The following is a 19597-nucleotide window of genomic DNA, read 5'->3' as shown; positions in this document are numbered from 1 at the left end:
CAAACATTGGGGCAGTATCATTTGATTTTCACCCTAAATGCCTTCAATATATACCCTATTGATTCAATAGGGTATATATAAATTGAATGTGACATGTTCTTCACGACCGTTAATTGTGATAAGAAAAATCACAGTATTGAATAATGATCTGATTCATAATGCACTTCCAAGAATTGATTATTCTGATGCGTTTTTAGGGGAGCATATAGATAGTTCAAATATTACGATTGAAAGAGTGGCTCAATTATTTTTTAGTTCTTCACCCGCATGGGCGCGCAAGCTTTTAATCATCAGGAATGCCTTGGTAGGATGGATGGGACTTAAAACGCAATCAATTGGTAGAGATAATGAGATTGCCTTTAATCTTGTTATTGGTCAAAAAATAGGTCTTTTTAGACTTTATAATCGAACAGAAAGCGAACTCCTTTTTGGTGAGGATGACAAGCATTTGGATGTTCGCATGATTTTAAAAAAGGGTGATCAGGCCATTACAATTACCACGCTTATCCAATTTAAAAATATATGGGGAAAGTGCTACTTTAAAATGGTTCGTATTTTTCATCAACAAATCATAAAGTCTCAACTTAAAAAAGTACTAAAAAAGCTTAATAGAGATGAACAAATTTAACCCGTATGGAGTTAGGTTAATACGGGTTGTAAAAATACAATTATTTTTTTGTGAAAATCGCAATACGCTACTAAAAGTAATTGCTGCTACTTAATAGGCGTGTGTTTTGTTCGAAAGGATCTGGATCTTCGCCATTTATTTTGACTGCATACATGCCCATTGCCAAGAGTGGGGATGACTCAGAATAGGGGGTCAATAACGAATTGGATTTTTTGATGGAGTAAGAGTAATGTGCTTCATCAGAAACTTCTACCTCCAGGGTAATGTCCCTGTCGTTATTTTTCATTAGAACGGCTCTGATTCCAGAGGATAATAGTTTGTTTTTGAAGGCTTCGTTTTTTAATATAGCAGTTGCAAAACAGTGATAAATATTATTTGAATTCGCTGCACGAGTATTATTTAGAGAGCTTTTAATGTATCTTTCTTCGAGCTTTCCTGTGCAATGTTCGTCGTTATTTCCTTTCTGTTCATATTCTATACAGATATTCTGAACATCTCGTTTTAATATGTCCTTGCAATAAGAAAGATGTCTTGCGCAGTAATCTGCAAAATAAGGATCTATTTTTGTTGTATTGGCATTTATTTTTTTTATTGCTTCTACTTTTTTGGTCGGAATGATAATTATTTCCTTAATATCAAATGTATTTTCTGCGTGAAGGATTTTTTTTAGGTGATTTTTATTGGAAAGAAGGTTTTTCATTTCTTCGAAGTGGTTATTATTTTCTATTTCCTTACTCATAGAACGACAAGAAAAATTAAGCATTAGATTTTGTTTCGTAATAGTGTGTTCTAACTCTTGGAGTTGATACTGACTCTGAAATTCTTTATCAATATAACTCTTCATCCTATCCAGGGAGGTAGATATTAAATCATTCGGATTTAATTTTTTGTTGTTTACAAATACGATAGATATTTTCATGAGTTATATCCTTATTGATTAGTTCTTTTGAAAAACTGGCGCGTGAACTCTTTTAATTCATCGCATGAGAACTTGCACTTTGGCGAAAATTTTTAATTATACTCATTAAACTTTAAATTGCGAGTTATATAGGATCTGATAGTTTTATCGAATGTTGAAATGATCCATGTTGCTGTAGGACCTTGTGAGGCAGAAGGATTTGCCGTTGTCGTCAAAATGAATGGTTATACACCAATCCTTGTTATGAGGTTCATGAAGCGTATGTAGAAGCTGCTCGACGTGAAAAACGTTTCAAAAATTATTGGAGACAATGGAAGTTAAATAGGATTGAGGATCTTAATCAAGAATGGCGAGATCTGGATGAAGAAATCTACCATTGATTCAGATCGCCTGGATGCCACGAACATGTCGCGGCATGTAGGTATTGGGGATGAATTATCAACACGCCTTAATATTGATTTTAATTAAATATTAGATTGACTTGGGTTCATTTGTAGTACATCTTATTCTTATGTTTTTCTATCGAGTCAAAATATGGACATCAAAGAACTGTTTAACTGGCTTCAAGGTGATGAAGCGGCACTTCATTATTCCGATATGGTTTTGTCCCGCGAACTTCTTGATTTGCAGCTAAGCCAAGCAGAAAAATCGTCTCAAACTCTACTTAGAGAGGTGCGTATCGCGAGGTACAGTAAGGGTGCTGTAACTGAGAAAATTAATGAATTAGAAAAAAATGATTTATATGTAAAGTACCTTAAATTCTGTAGTCAACATTCTTCAGAAAAGTCATTATTGTTCATAACATTAAAATACTTGTTGTCGCAAGCTCAAAAAGAACAACCACAAATTCAATTATCAAATAAAGTGTATCAATTGTTTTTGGTTGTACTTCAGGAGGATCAAGAAAGTACGCTTAAATTTTATAATGAAAATAAAGAATTATTTAAAGATTATGATGAAATACAAGAAAAAGTGGATCTAACATTACACCAGAAAAAAATTGATGAAGATGTTCAAAAAGTTAAAAGAAATTTATTGAAATTAAACACGTTTTTATCGCATCAAAAAAATCCCTTGGGACTCGTAGGATTATTCAAAAATTATATAGATGATACAGAACAGTTTGCCGCCTTAATACTCTGGTTATTACACCGCGGAGTTGGCGCTAAAAAAATATTACAAACCTACTTGCTTCATGATTTTCTTAAATATCATTTCTTTACCTTACATGATAAGGATAATGAAGTTGTTCGATTATATACTTTGCTTGGGTGTTTCCCCCAAACGAAAACCCTTTTAGAAACAGTGAAAAAAACAGCTAGTGATGAGCGTGGTCTACAGCAATATTCACTTGATGGTGTATTTCAAAAATATGAACTTTTAACAATTTCCCCCCTCCATAATCCATCCCAATTCTCACAAATATCAGAGAATTTTTTAAGCTTAAATAAAATATTTGGACTTCCATTTTTAATTGAAGCAATAATTAACTCAAATGAATATACTGATTCAAAATGGCAGGAAGCATTAAAAGATGCGCTGAATAAACCGCAATTCGTTATTGAAGAGCTTTCAGGAGTTATTCATTTATTTGCGTCTGAATACTCTCCATCGGTCTTAAAAAATTTGGCGGATTTGATTGATGATAGTACAGTACAAGAACTATTGTCTAATAATGAAGGAACAGTGTTATATTTAATACCCTATAAGCCTAAATTGTTTGATGCAATTAACGAAAAAAATAGTGCGGAGCTTATTCAACAATTTTCTAAAAAACATCCTGATGATTCAGGAATTGTTTACCAATTAACAGCCTTATTCATGGCCTTTTTGAGAAAAAAACATCCCGAAACATCATTAGTATTTCAAGTTCTTATTGATAAGCTGATGCGATACCCACATCTGCTTGAAGATGAAGAGTTACTAAGGCAGTTAAAAAAATTCCCGGATAGCGGACCTTTACTGTTTCAACGTTATGAAGCAATTGCAAGGCAATTTAATGATTGCATTCTTGAACAAACAGCGGAGTCTTCATTTAACAGTCGCAATTACCAGATCATTGAGGATAGCTGGTTTGATGCGACGCGAAAATTTAATGTACTGGGACTTATCAAGCCACAAACAAAATTTACTCTTGGAAATAAATATGCTTTTCAAGCAAAAGTTGCTCAAATCGCATTTCTTCATCATGGAGAAAAGTTTGATTTAGATGCTTTTATTGAGGCTCTGTCGTTGCCTCCTGTAACTTCAGATGCAGTTAGTGAGTACGAACGAATACTAATTGAAATGCTTGCGACCATAGATAATGAATTACTGAGAAAGCAGATTATTGAAAAATTAGAAACTGATCCAGTAGGGCGGTTCGATTGGATGAAAAAAGAATATGAAGGTAAAACTGTTTTTCACAAAGCGGCAATATACGGTAATCTCGGTTTAATTAAGCTTTTTGAAGATGAGCTTGAGCCAGAGTTCTTTAATAAAGCGGTCCTATATGCTGCACAAGAAAATCAATGGAGTACAGTGGATTATCTTTTACAACTCGATACAACCTTTTTAACCGAAAATGAAATAGAGGCGGTTGTGCGTTTTGCTGCTCAGCAAGGACAAGTAAATATTATCCAATTTTTTTATGACAATTATGATTATGCGCCATCTACTAATGAAATAGCTACGATTTTGGAGCAGGCTATAATCAATAACCACTTGAATGTTGTTACCTATTTTTATCAATCTTCTTTTGCTTTGCCTAAGCAATCAGTGATCAATAACTTATTTAATTTGGCAATAGAAGCAGAAGCTATTGACGTTATCTCATTTATTGCTGAAGCTGAAGAAAATAAACCTACGTTATCTGCTGTTGAAAAAGCATTTGAACAAGCAACCCTTCATCAAAAATTAAAAATTATACAAACACTTTGCCATTTATCGTCTAATACTCCACGTCCTGGGGTTATAGGGCGAACTTTTATAAAAGCGTGTCAGTTAGGCCTTTTGGCAGCAGTTCAATACTTTTATGATTCCCCTGAAAAAATAATATCTCAATCTACGTTCCAAAATGCATTTGAACAAGCCATCATTAATGGGCATATGGATTTAGTCATCTACTTCTGTAACTCATTAACTAACCCGCCGACACAATCAGTGATTGAGCAAGGGGTTATAAGTGCAGCAAAATCAGGAAATCTTCATTTAATTGAGTATTTTTGTTCGATGACCTCTTCTAATAAACCAAGTCGGCATGCAATTACTCAGGCTTTATATCAGGCGATTAATCATGATCATACTGAAGTGTTTATATTTTTATGTGGTAATCCAATGAGCCCGCCAAGGAAATCAACTCTAAAGGAATCGTTGCTTCTTGCTGCAAAAAAGGGAAGAAAAGAGATTGTTGAATATCTATGTGTGAATGAAATGGATGCACTTGATCAATCCACTATTAACAACGCACTTATATTAGCGGTTAAATTTCAGGAACCGGAAATTGTTCGATATTTATGTGACATAAATGTTCCAGATAAAAATGCAGTACGCATAGCTCTGAATAAAGCAATTGGAAGTAAGCAAGCGGGGCTTGTTGATTATTTAAGAGATCGTTTAAATGATAAGCATCAAACCATAACGAAATCTGCAAGTGGTGATGATTGTGAGATTGGCGCACCGTTAATCAATCATGGTCTATTTAAAGTAAGTAAATCACCTATCGGTGAGCACCAATCCAATGGCTATAGCTTATTAACTAAATGATTTTTATGATACGCCATACGGCGTATCTTTTTACATATTATTTATGCGATGTTTGCTGTTTTAGGTGCTTCTATATGCTCATCCACAGTATTAAGAGTTTTAACCGTTATTGTATTCATTACGTTTTGAGTTTGCTTCATAAAACCATTACTCGTGAGTTGTTTTATTTCTATAGAACAAATCTCACCTGGTTTATGTCCATGATTGTATTTATCAAGTACAGGCGTATTTTTCTCCGTGACAGGGTTTTCATTCCTGGATTTTATAGGTTTTGGGGAAGATTCTTGCAGTAACTCATCAATGTGGGTAAGCACTTTATCGGAACCATGAATAAGGTCTTGTTGTTCTTTATAATTCGCGTACTGGAGCTCGTAGATAAGCTCTCGCTGTTCTCCAAATACCAAATAGCTTTGCTTTCTGCTTTGATAATGATAAAAGGCAAGAGCTCCAGCCAATATTAATCCCACTCCCAGAGCGGCACTTATTCCTATAGGGCCTGTAGCAACAATAAGAGCAGATAAACTTGTACCCATGATTGTAGCTGCGATACCCAAGCCCAAGCCTGTGATGCCTAATAAGCCGGAGTATGTGCATAAAAAGCTGCCTACGGAACTTAATGCAGCCAGTGTTTTATCTTTTCTGGTTACATAATCAGCAGCACTTTTTTCATCGCCTTTTACAAGTATTGGTTTTTGAATAGAATTCGTTAATTCTTCTTGCATCAATTTTAGCTCTTTCTTGTCATCAGCAGTTAACGATTGTTGTGAAGAAAGATATGCGACCCTTTTTCTAATACTTTGTAAAAAAGCTTGTTCTGCTTGTAGTTCTTCGAGTTCTCCAGCAGCATTTTTTTCAGATTGATTTTTTTTATAGTTTGCATACATGATGGCGCTAAATCCTATGATGGAAATAACGGCAAAGGCAATATTCAATCCTAAGCCCACCGCTGCGCTTGCTCCTGCCAATAATCCAGTATATGCAAACGACTCAGTTAACTCGGCTACAGATGCTGAAGGACAAAAAGTTTCCAAAATTGCTGACCAGAAACTTTTATTTTTCAAGTTTTCTATATGTTTTTGTCGCAGACTTAAAGCTTTATCGATTTGATTTTTTGAATAACCAGGTGCAGACTTAAGAAGTAAGAGCTTCTTATAGATTAAATCATCGTTTAGTCTTGCTGCAATAATAAGGGGGATTTCACCCTCGTTATTAGGGGTGTTGAGCAGGGCCAACGCTTTACTCTGAGAATTTTTAAGTAGAGTTAATTTATCACTGCGATCTTTATCAGTCCATGTAGCTTTTCTTTTTCTATCTTTTGCTGCTGGTGATATTCCAAGCATTTCATGCACAATATTAAAATAACCTTGTCGTACTGCCTGGTGTAAGGCACTGTCGCCGTTCTTATTGAGTAGAGAAATATCTACTCCCTTAGCAAGCAGGTATTTTACGAAACCTAATGAACCTTTCTGTACTGCAATATGTAATAGAGTATTGCCTTGTTCATCAACTTCATTAATTTGTTTTAAGCTACATAGTCCGATTGCTTTTTTAAAACTTTCTTTATTGTTCTCTAAAAGGGCTTTTCTAGCTACTTCAATCATATTGATTTTCCATATTTTGAACAAAGAGGTAAGTTATAGATTATAACAAGTGAAAATTAAGTAAAGATTAGAATCTCATTACTGATTGGAATAGGGTATCTAATAATTTGTAAATGGAGTGGACAAGTATTTCATATTAGGTCTGTTTCATACATTTAATCACTTGAATACTATGATGGAATTTAAATGCCAATGTCATCAAGCTATACTTAAAACAACTAATTGGGTTAATTAATGATGGCACGAATTCTGGTTATACAACATTCTCCCTACGAACCTTTGGGTATTATTATTCATACCTTAAAGAGGATGAAGTTGCGTATCCGTTATGTCAACTTTGCAAGAGATCCACATCAACGAGTGAATATGAGTCGTTATCATGGCATTGTTGTATTGGGAGGCGCCATGCATCCTAATGAGCTGGATTTGTATCCTCACCTAATTCATGAAATTGAATTGTTGCAAGTCGCACTTGCTAAAGAAGTTCCAATACTCGGTATTTGTTTAGGCTCTCAATTGTTGAATATCGCTTTGGGTGGTTTCTGTTATGCTTTAGATAAACCTGAGTTTGGATGGATACAAGTAGATAAATGCGGTGAGCATGAATTATTTGAGTTGTTTGATAAGCCAATCCATGTTTTTCAATGGCATCAATTTGCAAACCAGATTACTTCAGGTGTCGATGTCGTTTTAAAAAATACACAATGCGTGCAAGCATTTAGTTATCGCAATAGTATAGGTCTTCAATTTCATTTGGAAGTTGATGCTCATTTGATGCGGCGGTGGTTAGAACATCCAGACTATTTAGAGCATCTGCGCCGCCATTTACAACCAGAAGATATTCAAGGCATCCATTTAAATAGTAAGAACTATTTACCTAGGTCAATGGTGCTAGCGAAACAATTTTTTACCGATTTCTGTCGCTTATTTAATAAAAAATCCTATGCATTATCCTCACATACAGCAGGAAGGGATTTATTCTAAATTTTTCTTGAAAATATCTGGCGGGGTAAAGATCAGTTAAACCCTAAATTTTGCTACTGGTTTTTTAGTTATTTCTTGGCATTCTTCGGTGTTGTGTTGAATTCTTTTATCCATTTTCAAAAAAAAATTTCAGCTTCAACCTTGAGCTTTTTATATAAATCAGAGTGCGGATCTGCGAGAACATTTAGATTTATTTGTTTTCTATTATACTCATATACTAATTTTCTATATTCCTTCTCTTTCTGTGTTCGTAAATTTTTTAGCTGTTGTATGTGCTCTGCTAGAGCCTGTGTAATTGTTTTATGTGGGGGCATATTGTACACCACTGATACCAGTACTGTTGTACTTTAATTATGGATGATAATAAGTCAAATTCATTGCTTATTGTTTTTTTTAGATTGGGATTGATCTAGTCGTTTAAAATTTAACTAGTCCAAAAAAATCTGTTACATTTATGATTTTCTTATTTAAGCGATAAGTTATTCAGTAGCATTTAGAAAACACGTCTTATCCCAAATAGATACGGACCACATATATAGAGTATGTCGCTCAAAGAGAGGTAACGTTATAGGTAAAGGTCGCCCATGCCTTCCTATAAAATGAGCTAAAGCTCTAATATGAGGTCACATCACGATGTCTTTTTAAGTGAAATAGCTGGGCAAATTGTAAACAGACCTGGATTTTTTTCGATTCTCAAACATTTAAAAACTAAGTGTGTCGACTTATAGCGATAAAAAGTATCTCTGGGTAAATATTACTTTCAAAACCTGAAACGCTCACTCTTTCAAGTGGTTGTTTCAGATTAAGTCGAAACTATTTCAACCCATTAGATTTCATCAATTCTTCTTTATTGTCTTCTGAACAAGGTCTTTGAAAGAATCTAAGCTTCTCGAATTGAGGAATAAATGGTTTTCGGACTAGTTCTTTATGTTGCTGATCATAAGCGCTAATTAATTCGCTTAACTCATAATCATATGTAGCTTTAAAACTATTTACAGGTGATTCAAAAAGAACTGCTATTTTTGCTGCTAATTCAATTGCTTCTTTAGGATTCTCATCTTGATCAATGGGTTGAATTATTACTTTAGGTTGTGCCCCAAATAACCATTTCGAAACGAGACTTGGTTTATAAATTTGTATATTTGCTAACTCCCTTCCTGATTCAGTAGTGAATTTTATTGTACCTTCATATCCAATGAAAGCTTTTAACCAGGCTTTGGGTTTATCAAAAGTCACGGTAATATTATCAGCGATTTCTGGAAAAATTTCTTCAGTAGTGCTAATGGATGACTGAAGCAATAAATCCAATTTTTTAAACATAAGATCATCATCGAGAGTACTGGAGGTGAGTAGATATCCAGGGGTGGTTTTAGCTAAATTAAATTCAAAAGGCTTACATTTAATTTCTTCATATATTTTTTTTAAAAAAGCATCTTCAAAATCTTGGCCATCATTGAGTCCTTTTAGACATATTTTTAGAGCACTTAGGGTCAATTTATCTTTTTGTCGCGAATTTGGATTATGTAAACTGGTATTAAGTATCAGAACTGCATAGGCTAAAGTATAGGCTGCATCTTTGTTGGCAATATGATTCTCATAATTCTGCTGATAATAGGTTTCGCCAAAACTCTGAACTAATCTATCAATTTTTTGTGCTTCTGAAGGTAATTTAATTGTATTTAAAAAAACTCTAAAACCTTCTGTAAAGCTTTGTTCTCTAAAATTAATCTGGCTCGTAAAATTTTGTAAGACTTTCTTGCTTTCCTCATCGGGTTTACTCAAATAATCACTCACTGCATCTAAATCCAATTTATGCTTTTGTCTATGGAAGAAATCGGCAATTTGTTCAGCTGAATCAATACCATGGGTACTGCATATGTTTTTTATTAGTTGAATACCTTTTTTAGGATCAGAATTAAAAGATGTGATGATTTCATTCTGAGCTTTTTCTAATTCTGGATTAATCATGATATACTCTTTATGTTGGTCAAAATGACTTTAATAGTGCCTGTTTGAGTTTAATTTATCACTAATGATCAACAAAGCGCCAATCAAGGTTTTTCATAAGAATTATGAAAACTTTTCATATCTTGAATTAATGAATAGTGGGATTCAATGTGACTCTGATATTGTTCGATTTTTATATGTCATATAGAGGGGTTATGGCCCTACTCTTAAATTGTCTTAAGAACCGTTCGCTATTTAATCTTATTCACTATGTGCTCCAGATACATGGCAGCTTTTTCCAGCTCTTCTTTTTGGTGATAGTAGTGGGGTGAGATTCTAAGATATTGTCCTTCTCTAACTGAAACTGTAATATTTAGAGCATTTAATTCTTGATGAATTCTTTCAGCTTCAGGGTGCTTAAATGTAACTATACCTAGCCGCATCTTTTGTGGAGTGATCCACTGTAATTGCGGAAAGTTATCTAAAAAAAATTGAGTGTTTGTTGTTATCTTTTCTTTAATACGAGTATATCCTATTGATGTTAAATGTTCTAAAGAAGCATTTAACCCCGCAATAGCAATATGATTCATAGTTCCTGTTAGATAACGCTTTGCACTTTCTTGGAACCTTAAGTCGTAATTTAAGAGCTCCCATGGGTTTTCAACACCCAACCAACCTACATAGCTTGGTGTAAGTTTTTCTTGTAGCTCATTGGTCACATAAATAAAACCCAGCCCTTCAGGAGCCATTAGCCATTTATGACTACCGCAGGATAAAAAGTCAATGCCTATTTGTTCCACTTCTAAATCAGTGGCTCCTAGCCCTTGTATCGCGTCTACACAAAATAATGTGCCATTCTGTTTACATATTTTGCCTATTTTGGCGAGATCAATTGCATGTCCATTAAGGAATTGTACCATGCTAATTGACAACAGCCTGGTATTAGGTTTAATTGCATTTTCAATATCTGAACTTTCAATTATGGGTTCTTTATTATCGATATAATCAATTTCAACACCATGCCGTTGACAGTTTAAGAATGGGTAAATGTTTGCAGGAAATTCTTGTTTATTGAGAAGAATCCTATCTCCTTTTTTCCAAGGATAGCCATTTGCCAATATATTTAAACCAGTACTTGTATTTGGCGTAAGACAAATACGTAGAGGATCAGTATGTAATAGCGCAGCAATTTTTTTGTAAACATTTTCTATGATGGGTTGAAATGAAAAATAATTTTCAATATTTTTTATATGCCTTTCTTCAACATAACGTATAATCGCTTCTTTTACACTGAGAGAAAAAGGGCTAACTGCGGCATGATTTAAGTAAATTTGACTTTTAGTGTGGGGAAAGTTATCCATTACTTGGCCTTTAATCTAATAATGACATACATAATAACTAAATGAAGTTGTTCACTAAATCAAGTAGTTCTGCACAATTAAGTACAAACTAGCTAATCTTTTTGTTAAAGAAGTGTTAATTGTACTTTTATGAATTTATTAGAAAATTGATTGTGCTATGTTTGTAAATAATACATGCCTAAATATAAGGAATCTTGCGATGTCGAAAAAGATGGTTACTCTTTATGGGTTTGTTCTCTTGTCGTTTTTTACTAAGATTTATGCCGCTGAGAACATTAAATGTAAAGATTATAACAATAATCCAATCACTATCAAACCAAAGACAATAACGATTTATAATGATTCTGAGACAACCATTTATCCCATCCTGGCAACCAGTAAAAATGCTGTAAATGAGTGGCTTCAAGGATGTTTTCGTACTGTTGAGCCCTATCCAACAAACTATGTTTATAAATTATATGTAAATGAAAATACAGGAATTGCACCAGGATCATCGGTAACGATTACTCTTCCATTATATAGTGAGTTATCGAAAGGGCGCTACATTACCTGGTGGAATGGTGGCCGTGTGGTTTTGGCCGATAAAAATGATAGGCTTCGTAATGAAAAAGATGAGGAATTGTCAACTCCTTCTAGTGTGAATTGTCAGGGACATAATACTGAATGTAAACTGAGCACTTATTCAAGTGACGTCCAGTTTCCAGAAGATATCTATGCGCAGTTATCAGAGTATACTTTTGGCGATTCTATTGTTCCACCGAAACAATCCCTACGCTTATTAAAGCCGGAGAATGTGGGGTACAACATTTCATATGTAGATCATGTTTACATGCCCATTGCTATAGGACCTAAAAATAATCCCTATATTGGATATAGTGGATCAGGTCAGTCTTTGAGTGCTTTTCGAGGACATCTTGATTCATTTCTGAAGACAACTATTGGACAAGGGTGGCCTGTTTATAATTTGAGTGAATTAAAATTACCGGGTGGATATAATATTTTTGCACAACGTTCAGGCACCTTACCTCCTGAAGATAATGTTCCAGTAAGACCAAAAAATGGTTTTCCACCTGTATTAACAGTAGTGGCTTGTATTCAAGGATAATGTACCGAGGAACAAAAAAAGTCACTTCACTTTGGTGAAGCGGTTCAACGGATGCAGAATCTATGGGGTTCTTGTGTTAACTGGGATGAGAACATTAGTAAATACGTGACGCAAAAAATCGATTGCCCACAAGAATTAAAAACAAATCTCCAGGCAGTGCAACAGTTTTTCAGAAAAAACCATCAACAATATTTACAAATGTATGCTAATGGAAAATGTAAACTTAATCCTGGTTCCAAACCAGTGCCGTTTAATTACTGGGAAGCGGTTAATCATATTTATGGCTGGGTACCTTTTAACGAAGGGTGTGGTGCCGCAGCTAATCCATTGGCTGATACTAAAATTCCAGGATGGGATCATGCAAAAATTCAGTCCATGTATATTCATAACTTACAATATAATTATAAAGAAACTAATATTTCTCCAGAACTATTATTCAACCCTTATGTGCAATTGATTCATGATAAAAATTATCTTTCTATGGATGCTTATGGATTCTCGGTTGATGATGCAGTAGGTTTCATGAGTGAGCTAGGTGATGGGTTGATTTTTACAGTAGGTGGAACTCAAGGACTTGAAAATCAACAGCAATTTAATTATGCCGATGGTTTTTCTGTGGCAATAGGAGTACCTTCTTCTATGGTTGATAAAGTAAATACCCCTTTGATCAAGAAGTATGGTGTATGTGTGTTGAATCAAGACGCGGGGGATCCAAATTGTCAGCAAGATAAGCAGGATGTTATTATGCCGACAAATAGCCAGATAGCCGGGTTTAGGGTAGGTACAGTAGCTGATTATCCGATAAAGGTTCGTTTTACAGATTTAAATGGTAATAAATATGCGTTTATCGTCAATGAAAAATTTGCCCCATGCTCAGGGGATCCTGCGCAATGTCCGACTAATAAGGCAGAAATCGTCAATAAACAATCCTGTATCGTAACCAATGGCAAGGGAGTAAAGCATCCTAAATCAGATGACTGGTGCCAAAATGCAAATCCCAATCAACAAAATGAGAAGCAATTAACTAAAAATTATATTAGCTTTCCATCACCTGTTGATTATATGAACTAATATTAAAAAAGGCATGTTCTGTTGCATGGATGCTATGTTCTATCGAAAAATATTGGGAAAATACCCATAACTGGTGTGAGGGAATATAATGATTTTTTTGATAATTTTTTTGATATTTGTTGGCTACATTGTAGTTTCAGGCCTTTACATAGTAAACCAACAAGAGGCTGCGATTATAGAGCGACTAGGGAAATTCAATAGGGTCGCCCATGCTGGACTGAACTTTAAAATTCCGCTTCTTGAATGGATTTCTGGGAAAGTATCCTTGAGAGTGCAGCAGTTGAATGTGAAAATTGACACCAAGACAAAAGACAATGTTATTGTTCAAATTCAGGTTTCAGTACAGTTTCGCATTAAATCGGATGCAATTTATGAAGCATTTTATAAACTTGAAAATCCCGCGCAGCAAATTACTGCCTATGTATTGGATTTAGTGCGTTCTGAAACCCCAAGCATGATCCTTGATGATGTATTTGAAAAGAAAGACAGTATCGCAATTGCTGTGGGTAAAGAGCTGACTCAAACCATGCAGGAATTTGGTTTTGAAATTGTAAAGGCACTAGTGACCAATATAGAATTAGAAGAGAAAGTTAAAAATGCAATGAATGAAATTAACGAACAACAACGCTTACAGGTAGCGGCCCAAGCCAAAGGGGAAGCAGAGAAAATTTTAATGGTTAAAAGAGCTGAGGCCGAGGCAGAAAGTAAAAAATTACAGGGAGAGGGTACTGCGAATCAGCGAAAGGCTATAGTAGATGGTTTATGCCAATCTGTGGAGGGGTTTCAAAAAACAATTTCTGATATCACCGCAACGGATATTATGAATTTAGTATTAGTGACGCAATATTTTGATACGTTAAGAGAAATCGGTGCTCATGATAAATCCAATACTATTTTATTACCTCATTCTCCATCAGGTTTTAAAGATATTGCCGCTCAAATGCAAGAGGGGATAATAACTGGAAATTTGGCCAGTAAAGATACTAAATAAGTATTAATTTCAGAGAGTACTTTATTATTAGGGCAAATTTATTACTCTATATAGTGAGTTTACGTCAATTAATCATGTCCAGCGACATCAGTTATTAATATTTTGTTAATTAACATGAGATATAATTAGCCAAAATTTAGTTTTAGCAAATTACGAAAGAGAATACGATGTCAAAAGATTCACCAGAAATACTTAAAGCAAAAACCACCATTCTTAAAAATAGTATTAAACAAGATCAATTAGCGGTTGCTCAGCAATGGTTAAAAACATTTAAACATAATGGTTCAGATGATACGGCGACTAATATATCTAAATTACTTTTGGCATGTGTTGCTCAAGGAGAGTTTAAAACACGTTCTTCATTAGTTAAAAATAAAGAACTTACTAATCCCAGTGATGTACTTACATCAATTGATTATTTATCACATGCTAGTCGAGTTATCGTCGATTATAAAAATTTATCAACAGAAAATTTGAAAGAGTTTTTAGCGTTTTTTCCCGAAGCAGGCAGTAAAGGAGTCGTCTCACGATCTGCAACTCATGGGGTTATTCGTAAAGGAGAAAAGGTTACGGAACTGAAAGGATTTATGCTCGGTGTTATCGGACAGATACCGACCCTCATTAAAACCCCCTATGATTTTGGTGTAAACATCGCTATGGGTGGAGAGGGTGAACAGAATCTGGTTGGTAAAGTTATCAATAAAAATGGCTTTAGCGGGCATATGTATTTCCATCACTATGCCCCAGATCAGTTAATGATGTTAGGCTTAGAGCAAAGTGCTCCTTCTTCTTCAATTTTAGAGGCTATTTGGGGACATCCTAAAGAGGATGAGAATATACAATCTGATACTGATCAATTCGGTCAGGGGCATTCTCTAATAGGTGCTTCAGATACATTCACCGCAGCAGGATCATTATATTTTAGTGATCCTGTATATCAAGCAAAATTACTTACCGAAACCGGCAATGTGACTCCTGATAAATATGGCGCGATGCAAGTTTCCTTAAGTGATGACAATTGGCCAAAAATTAAAGAATATTTAGAGACTTTAAACTCAAATTTTGATAGGGGTGATGAGTTTGTTTTAGAGCAAATAATGACACCACCGTCTACAGCAGTCAAAAAAGACTTGGAAATAGAAAGTTATATTGCGCTTGATTTTAAAGCATATTTAAAAAATATTCTGCTTCTATTGGAAGAGGTTGATCCATCCGTGCTGGATATTCTTGTTGAAACTCAAATAAAACTACAATCCAAATTATCATTGAATATTGAAATATTAAGTAAAGGCTATACGGTTGAAGCGTATCAAGAGTTTTTGAAAACATTGAAACAAATTTCGGAAGTGGCCAACACCCCTAAAGAATATATTGAAGCGATTTCACGAATTGGTGATTTATTTGAATTACAAAGAACGATTGATCCCAAATTGAAAAAGACACATGAAGATTTAATTATTCAACAACGTTGTAATGAACTCGTTCTTGCAATAAATAACCTAGAGACAAAAGCGAAACTTATCCGCAAACTGCTTTCTTCTGAATCTAATAGTAAAAAGGAAAATGTTTCAGAATACTTGGAGCATTTGTCAATTCATATGAAAAAGCTTGAGGAAACTCTTAAAACAGTAAGCTCCGGATTCTTATCAAATGAACATGAAATAAAAAATGATATGTCCCTTGAAGACAGTTTGATTTTACAAGAGAACATCGAGCAAAGCTGGATAGATCTTGATACATTAAAGTCAAGTGATCTTGACGAATATGAAACATTGATTCAAAAAATTGGGACATTTATACAGGAATGTCCAATAGCAATAGAAGAAATTCTAGACGTACAGGTTCTTGAAGACTATATGGTCACCAACATCGAAGATAAACCCTTTGAGCTTGAACCTATAAAAGATAATATTACTGACTTTATAGAAGCCGTACAAAATTATTACCAGAAGAGAAATGAAAAACCTGAAATCGCGATGTATAACTTCTGGAGTTGGAGTAAACAGGCTAAAAAAATTGCTTCCGAGGTTTTAATTGATATTTTACAAAGTATTAAAGAAGGTAAAACAATTACTGAAGAACAATGCAATAATTTAGCAATTCATAAACGTTGCATTGAAAACGGAGAGTTTGGTGTAGCAGTACAAACCTATCTTAAAAAGTTGGGATTTGAACGACTTGAACAATTAGTGGAAACTAAAGTAGAAGATGATTTATTTGATGTACCTGATATTACTGAAAAAGAACTTGCCACCGTTAAAGGGATGCAGCCATTTGTTAATCAATTCAAATTAGAATTGGGTGACTTAAAAGAAGAGGTCGACGAAACGGAACTTAACCTTCAAGATCAAACAATTAAAGTGACTGTCAAATAAGGTGTAGTAGTTCAAACTTATCCTTCTTTTTAATGTGGGATATGGTGCTTTGTGAAAATATGAATAACTCTGTTTTTGAGAGCTAAAATCAAAGTCCTCACTTAATATTATCAAGTGAGGATTAAGTCATTTTCCTGTCACTGATCACTGATATTGTATAACGATATCATCGTATGGTAATTAGCCCTGCGGTTATTCTTTGTAATCACTGGAAGCTAAATGAATTGCTACTTTCATTAGTATTTGTATTATCGTTTGCGTTTGTATTGTCATTCTCGCTTGTATTTGCGTTTATGAGATCATCATGTGCTTCGCATGCTTTATTTAAATCGTGCGGAGTCGCATTAGCCTGACTTGATGCAAGCTGGCCGAGTTTTGGGCCGTCTGAATCGAGTTGTGTTTGTTGAGGAGCATTAGTGTTTTGTTGCTTTAGATGATTATTTTGCGCCGTGTTACTATTTTGTTCCAATTGATCGGAGTTTTGCGAGTTTGAGGCGGGTTCATTCCAAAGCTTAAACAACATATCCAATAATTCATTAGTAAATGCTATCATATTTTTATAATAATCTCTTTCTTCGCTAATCTTCATTTCTTTCTCCAAAAAAATTTTGTCCTGGTGGTTCGTGGTCCTTGGGTTACTGATAATTGGCAGTTTTTAATTCATCCAAACAGATATCATTGAAGTAAATGTTAATGGGGGCATGATGGTTTTCTCTTTAAAATGCCTTACAGGTTGATTAAATTAAACCATTATTTGTAATATTTGACCAATTTATAATTTTTATATATTATATTAAAATATTAACTATTAGTTTAAATTCAATATCTTATGTTTAGGAATTTGTCGATAATAAACAAAAGCACTCCTGGTGGTGTCTTCATCCAGAGCCAGTGCGAGTAGTTCTTAATTGTGAACGCAAATGGTTAATGCACAGGAAATAAATTTGAATGATGAATCATACTTAGAAATATTTTTAATATAAACTTTACTGTGGGTGATTGTCTCTCTTTGATTAAGTATCGCATTTTATACGCGACATCTGCAGCAAAAGTTGATTATTAAGCTTCATCATCAATTGTAATAACACAGCCATTTAAAAAATTAAGCCCGCCCCCACTTCGCTTTACTAGCTCCTTGCCCCTGGTTTTATGGGCCCTGCATATGAACTTAAAACCACTACTCAAAAAAATCGCATAACACTTACAAATTCTATTTAATTTAGCATGTAGGGAACAAGAAAGAATTTTTTATCTTAAAAGTTACTTTATCATTTATAACTAATTGAAATTAATAACATATTTAACAAACATATATCACATATAAACATAATCAATTGGAATTATTTTGGTCAATTGGATTAAATATCATCATGATGTTTTAAATGTGCTTAGTCAATGACCGCAATTTTATTCTGGCTAAGAGTTAACAAAAATCACTAGAGTAGGGACTTATAATGTTTGAAGAAATAATAAAAATTTTAAGAGATAGAGTAACTGCAAAAAAAAACATTAAGGAAGCAATAGAGTTAAGCAAGCAAATTAGCCACCAAAAAAAATTATCACTTATTTTGGATGTTTTAAATAAAGCACCAGACAACAGTATTGATGTAGTTGTTTGCAATCAATTAATGAATAAGTTCAAAAAAAATTGGGCTTTCGCATGTGCTGTCCATAGTTTATTAATTACAAAAGAAATAATCAATGAAGCTAGCTTTAATAGCTTCATTACAATGGCCGGAAAAAATAGGCAGTTTGGTGCAGCAAAAAATGCCTTTGATTTAGCTAGAAAAATGAATTTAGCCAATGAGATTACTTTTAATAGTTTCATTGTTGCCGCAGGAAAAAATGGGCAATTTGAAGCGGCTCAAAATGCTTTTGAATTATCCAAGGAATTAAAATTAGCGAGTGCAATTACTTTCGCCAGTTTTATTGATGTAGCAGGTAAAAACGGGCACTTTAAAGCAGCACAAAATGCATTTGAATTAGCTAAAAATTGTGGATTGGTTAATGAGGTAACCTTTGCCAGTTTTATTGATGTTGCGGGAAAAAATGGACATTTTGAAACGGCTCAGTATGCATTTGAATTAGCTAGAAATGGGAACTTCGCCAATGAAGTTACCTTTGCGAGCTTTATTGATGCAGCAGGAAAAAACGAAAAGTTTGATGAAGCTCAAAAGGCCTTTGAATTAGCCAAATTTTTGCAATTAGCAAATCAGATTACTTTTAATAGCTTTATTAATGCAGCAGGGAAAAATGGTCAATTTGAAGCAGCACAAGCTGCATTTGAAGTCGCTAAGGAAAGCAGATTAGTAGACAAGATCACATTCGCCATCTTTATAGATTTAGCGGGAAAGAATGGAAAATTTAAAGCAGCGCAAGATGCATTTGAGTTAGCCAAAAAGTGGAAATTGGTCAACGAAGTTACTTTTAACAGTTTCATAAGCATAGCAGGGAAGAATAAGCAGTTTGAATTGGCGCAAAATGCTTTCGAATTGGCCAAAAAATGGGGACTTGCTAATAAAATTACTTTTGCCAGTTTTATTGATGCGGCAGGAAAAAATGGGGAGTTTTGGGCTGCGCAAAATGCTTTCGAGTTAGCCAAAAAATGGAACTTGTGTGATTGTTACACTTTTAATAGCTTTATTGATGTAGCGGGTAAAAATAGTCAATTTGGATCAGCACAAAATGCCTTTAAACAGGCAATAGTTTTGCATTTAGCTGATGAATTAACCTTTACTTGTTTCATTGACGTAGCTGAAAAAAATGGGCAATTTGAAATAGCTCATAATGCCTTTGAGTTAGCTAAAAGATTAAAATTAGCGGAAAAACTCATTCTCCCTGGTTATGTTGCGGCAATGTCAGAATAACACA

13 protein-coding genes and 1 pseudogene are annotated in these 19597 nt (G+C 34.3%); 9 read left to right on the top strand and 5 right to left on the bottom strand.

Annotated features, from left to right (window positions below; genetic code table 11):
- Window positions 1-115: 115 nt before the first annotated feature.
- Window positions 116-628, top strand: coding sequence for a DUF2867 domain-containing protein (locus EKG34_RS13745; RefSeq protein ID WP_158304177.1), 513 nt, complete (start codon window positions 116-118; stop codon window positions 626-628).
- Between the two features lie 70 nt (window positions 629-698).
- Here the strand turns inward: EKG34_RS13745 and EKG34_RS13740 are convergent, their stop codons facing one another.
- Complete coding sequence (locus EKG34_RS13740) at window positions 699-1547, bottom strand: hypothetical protein (protein WP_003631855.1); 849 nt, start codon at window positions 1545-1547, stop codon at window positions 699-701.
- A 242-nt stretch (window positions 1548-1789) separates the two neighbouring features.
- Here EKG34_RS13740 and EKG34_RS19090 point away from each other — a divergent pair.
- Together EKG34_RS19090 and EKG34_RS13730 are read left to right on the top strand one after the other, a co-directional pair.
- Window positions 1790-1927: pseudogene (locus EKG34_RS19090) on the top strand (GIY-YIG nuclease family protein); the annotation flags it as partial.
- 154 nt (window positions 1928-2081) lie between these two features.
- Window positions 2082-5291 (top strand): ankyrin repeat domain-containing protein, encoded by a 3210-nt coding sequence (locus EKG34_RS13730; protein ID WP_003631853.1) that lies wholly within the window; start codon window positions 2082-2084, stop codon window positions 5289-5291.
- A gap of 41 nt (window positions 5292-5332) precedes the next feature.
- Here EKG34_RS13730 and EKG34_RS13725 read toward each other — a convergent pair whose 3' ends face one another.
- On the bottom strand, window positions 5333-6892 hold the full coding sequence (locus tag EKG34_RS13725; RefSeq protein WP_003631852.1) for an ankyrin repeat domain-containing protein: 1560 nt from the start codon (window positions 6890-6892) through the stop codon (window positions 5333-5335).
- Between the two features lie 234 nt (window positions 6893-7126).
- Here EKG34_RS13725 and EKG34_RS13720 point away from each other — a divergent pair, with 234 nt between their 5' ends.
- Entirely contained in the window at window positions 7127-7876 is a 750-nt protein-coding gene (locus EKG34_RS13720; RefSeq protein ID WP_003631851.1) for a type 1 glutamine amidotransferase, read from the top strand.
- Window positions 7877-8689: 813 nt separating this feature from the next.
- Here EKG34_RS13720 and ralF read toward each other — a convergent pair.
- Both ralF and EKG34_RS13705 read right to left on the bottom strand, forming a co-directional pair.
- Window positions 8690-9844 carry a T4SS guanine nucleotide exchange effector RalF gene (gene ralF, locus EKG34_RS13710; protein ID WP_003631848.1) on the bottom strand — a complete coding sequence of 385 codons (1155 nt, stop codon included), beginning with the start codon at window positions 9842-9844 and terminating at the stop codon, window positions 8690-8692.
- A gap of 230 nt (window positions 9845-10074) precedes the next feature.
- The gene (locus EKG34_RS13705; RefSeq protein WP_003631846.1) at window positions 10075-11184 is read right to left on the bottom strand and encodes an aminotransferase class V-fold PLP-dependent enzyme; all 1110 of its coding nucleotides are present in this window, start codon (window positions 11182-11184) and stop codon (window positions 10075-10077) included.
- Between the two features lie 199 nt (window positions 11185-11383).
- Between EKG34_RS13705 and EKG34_RS18660 the strand changes: the two genes are divergently transcribed.
- The 4 genes from EKG34_RS18660 (at window position 11384) to EKG34_RS13690 (ending at window position 16726) form a co-directional block, all read left to right on the top strand.
- Entirely contained in the window at window positions 11384-12289 is a 906-nt protein-coding gene (locus EKG34_RS18660) for a hypothetical protein (protein ID WP_012979045.1), read from the top strand.
- 51 nt (window positions 12290-12340) lie between these two features.
- Window positions 12341-13360: a hypothetical protein gene (locus EKG34_RS18655; RefSeq protein ID WP_012979046.1), complete on the top strand. Its 1020-nt coding sequence runs from the start codon at window positions 12341-12343 to the stop codon at window positions 13358-13360.
- Between the two features lie 88 nt (window positions 13361-13448).
- Window positions 13449-14351: an SPFH domain-containing protein gene (locus tag EKG34_RS13695; RefSeq protein WP_003631844.1), complete on the top strand. Its 903-nt coding sequence runs from the start codon at window positions 13449-13451 to the stop codon at window positions 14349-14351.
- A gap of 167 nt (window positions 14352-14518) precedes the next feature.
- Window positions 14519-16726 (top strand): hypothetical protein, encoded by a 2208-nt coding sequence (locus tag EKG34_RS13690; protein WP_003631843.1) that lies wholly within the window; start codon window positions 14519-14521, stop codon window positions 16724-16726.
- A 205-nt stretch (window positions 16727-16931) separates the two neighbouring features.
- Here the strand turns inward: EKG34_RS13690 and EKG34_RS13685 are convergent, their stop codons facing one another.
- The gene (locus EKG34_RS13685; RefSeq protein ID WP_003631842.1) at window positions 16932-17315 is read right to left on the bottom strand and encodes a hypothetical protein; all 384 of its coding nucleotides are present in this window, start codon (window positions 17313-17315) and stop codon (window positions 16932-16934) included.
- 865 nt (window positions 17316-18180) lie between these two features.
- On the opposite strand from EKG34_RS13685, the gene EKG34_RS13680 reads away from it, so the two are divergent.
- Window positions 18181-19593: a pentatricopeptide repeat-containing protein gene (locus tag EKG34_RS13680; protein ID WP_012979047.1), complete on the top strand. Its 1413-nt coding sequence runs from the start codon at window positions 18181-18183 to the stop codon at window positions 19591-19593.
- Window positions 19594-19597 lie beyond the last annotated feature (4 nt).

Source organism: Legionella longbeachae (assembly GCF_004283175.1).
Taxonomy (GTDB): Bacteria; Pseudomonadota; Gammaproteobacteria; order Legionellales; family Legionellaceae; genus Legionella; species Legionella longbeachae.
This window is presented reverse-complemented; position numbering and strand designations above follow the sequence as displayed.

What these genes read in the sequence shown, in the direction of transcription:
- EKG34_RS13685 (WP_003631842.1), bottom strand. Translation starts at nt 17,315, where the DNA reads ATGAAGATTAGCGAAGAAAGAGATTATTATAAAAATATGATAGCATTT.
- ralF (WP_003631848.1), bottom strand. Translation starts at nt 9,844, where the DNA reads ATGATTAATCCAGAATTAGAAAAAGCTCAGAATGAAATCATCACATCT.
- EKG34_RS13740 (WP_003631855.1), bottom strand. Translation starts at nt 1,547, where the DNA reads ATGAAAATATCTATCGTATTTGTAAACAACAAAAAATTAAATCCGAAT.
- EKG34_RS13680 (WP_012979047.1), top strand. Translation starts at nt 18,181, where the DNA reads ATGTTTGAAGAAATAATAAAAATTTTAAGAGATAGAGTAACTGCAAAA.
- EKG34_RS13725 (WP_003631852.1), bottom strand. Translation starts at nt 6,892, where the DNA reads ATGATTGAAGTAGCTAGAAAAGCCCTTTTAGAGAACAATAAAGAAAGT.
- EKG34_RS13695 (WP_003631844.1), top strand. Translation starts at nt 13,449, where the DNA reads ATGATTTTTTTGATAATTTTTTTGATATTTGTTGGCTACATTGTAGTT.
- EKG34_RS13690 (WP_003631843.1), top strand. Translation starts at nt 14,519, where the DNA reads ATGTCAAAAGATTCACCAGAAATACTTAAAGCAAAAACCACCATTCTT.
- EKG34_RS13705 (WP_003631846.1), bottom strand. Translation starts at nt 11,184, where the DNA reads ATGGATAACTTTCCCCACACTAAAAGTCAAATTTACTTAAATCATGCC.
- EKG34_RS13730 (WP_003631853.1), top strand. Translation starts at nt 2,082, where the DNA reads ATGGACATCAAAGAACTGTTTAACTGGCTTCAAGGTGATGAAGCGGCA.
- EKG34_RS18660 (WP_012979045.1), top strand. Translation starts at nt 11,384, where the DNA reads ATGTCGAAAAAGATGGTTACTCTTTATGGGTTTGTTCTCTTGTCGTTT.
- EKG34_RS13720 (WP_003631851.1), top strand. Translation starts at nt 7,127, where the DNA reads ATGATGGCACGAATTCTGGTTATACAACATTCTCCCTACGAACCTTTG.
- EKG34_RS18655 (WP_012979046.1), top strand. Translation starts at nt 12,341, where the DNA reads ATGCAGAATCTATGGGGTTCTTGTGTTAACTGGGATGAGAACATTAGT.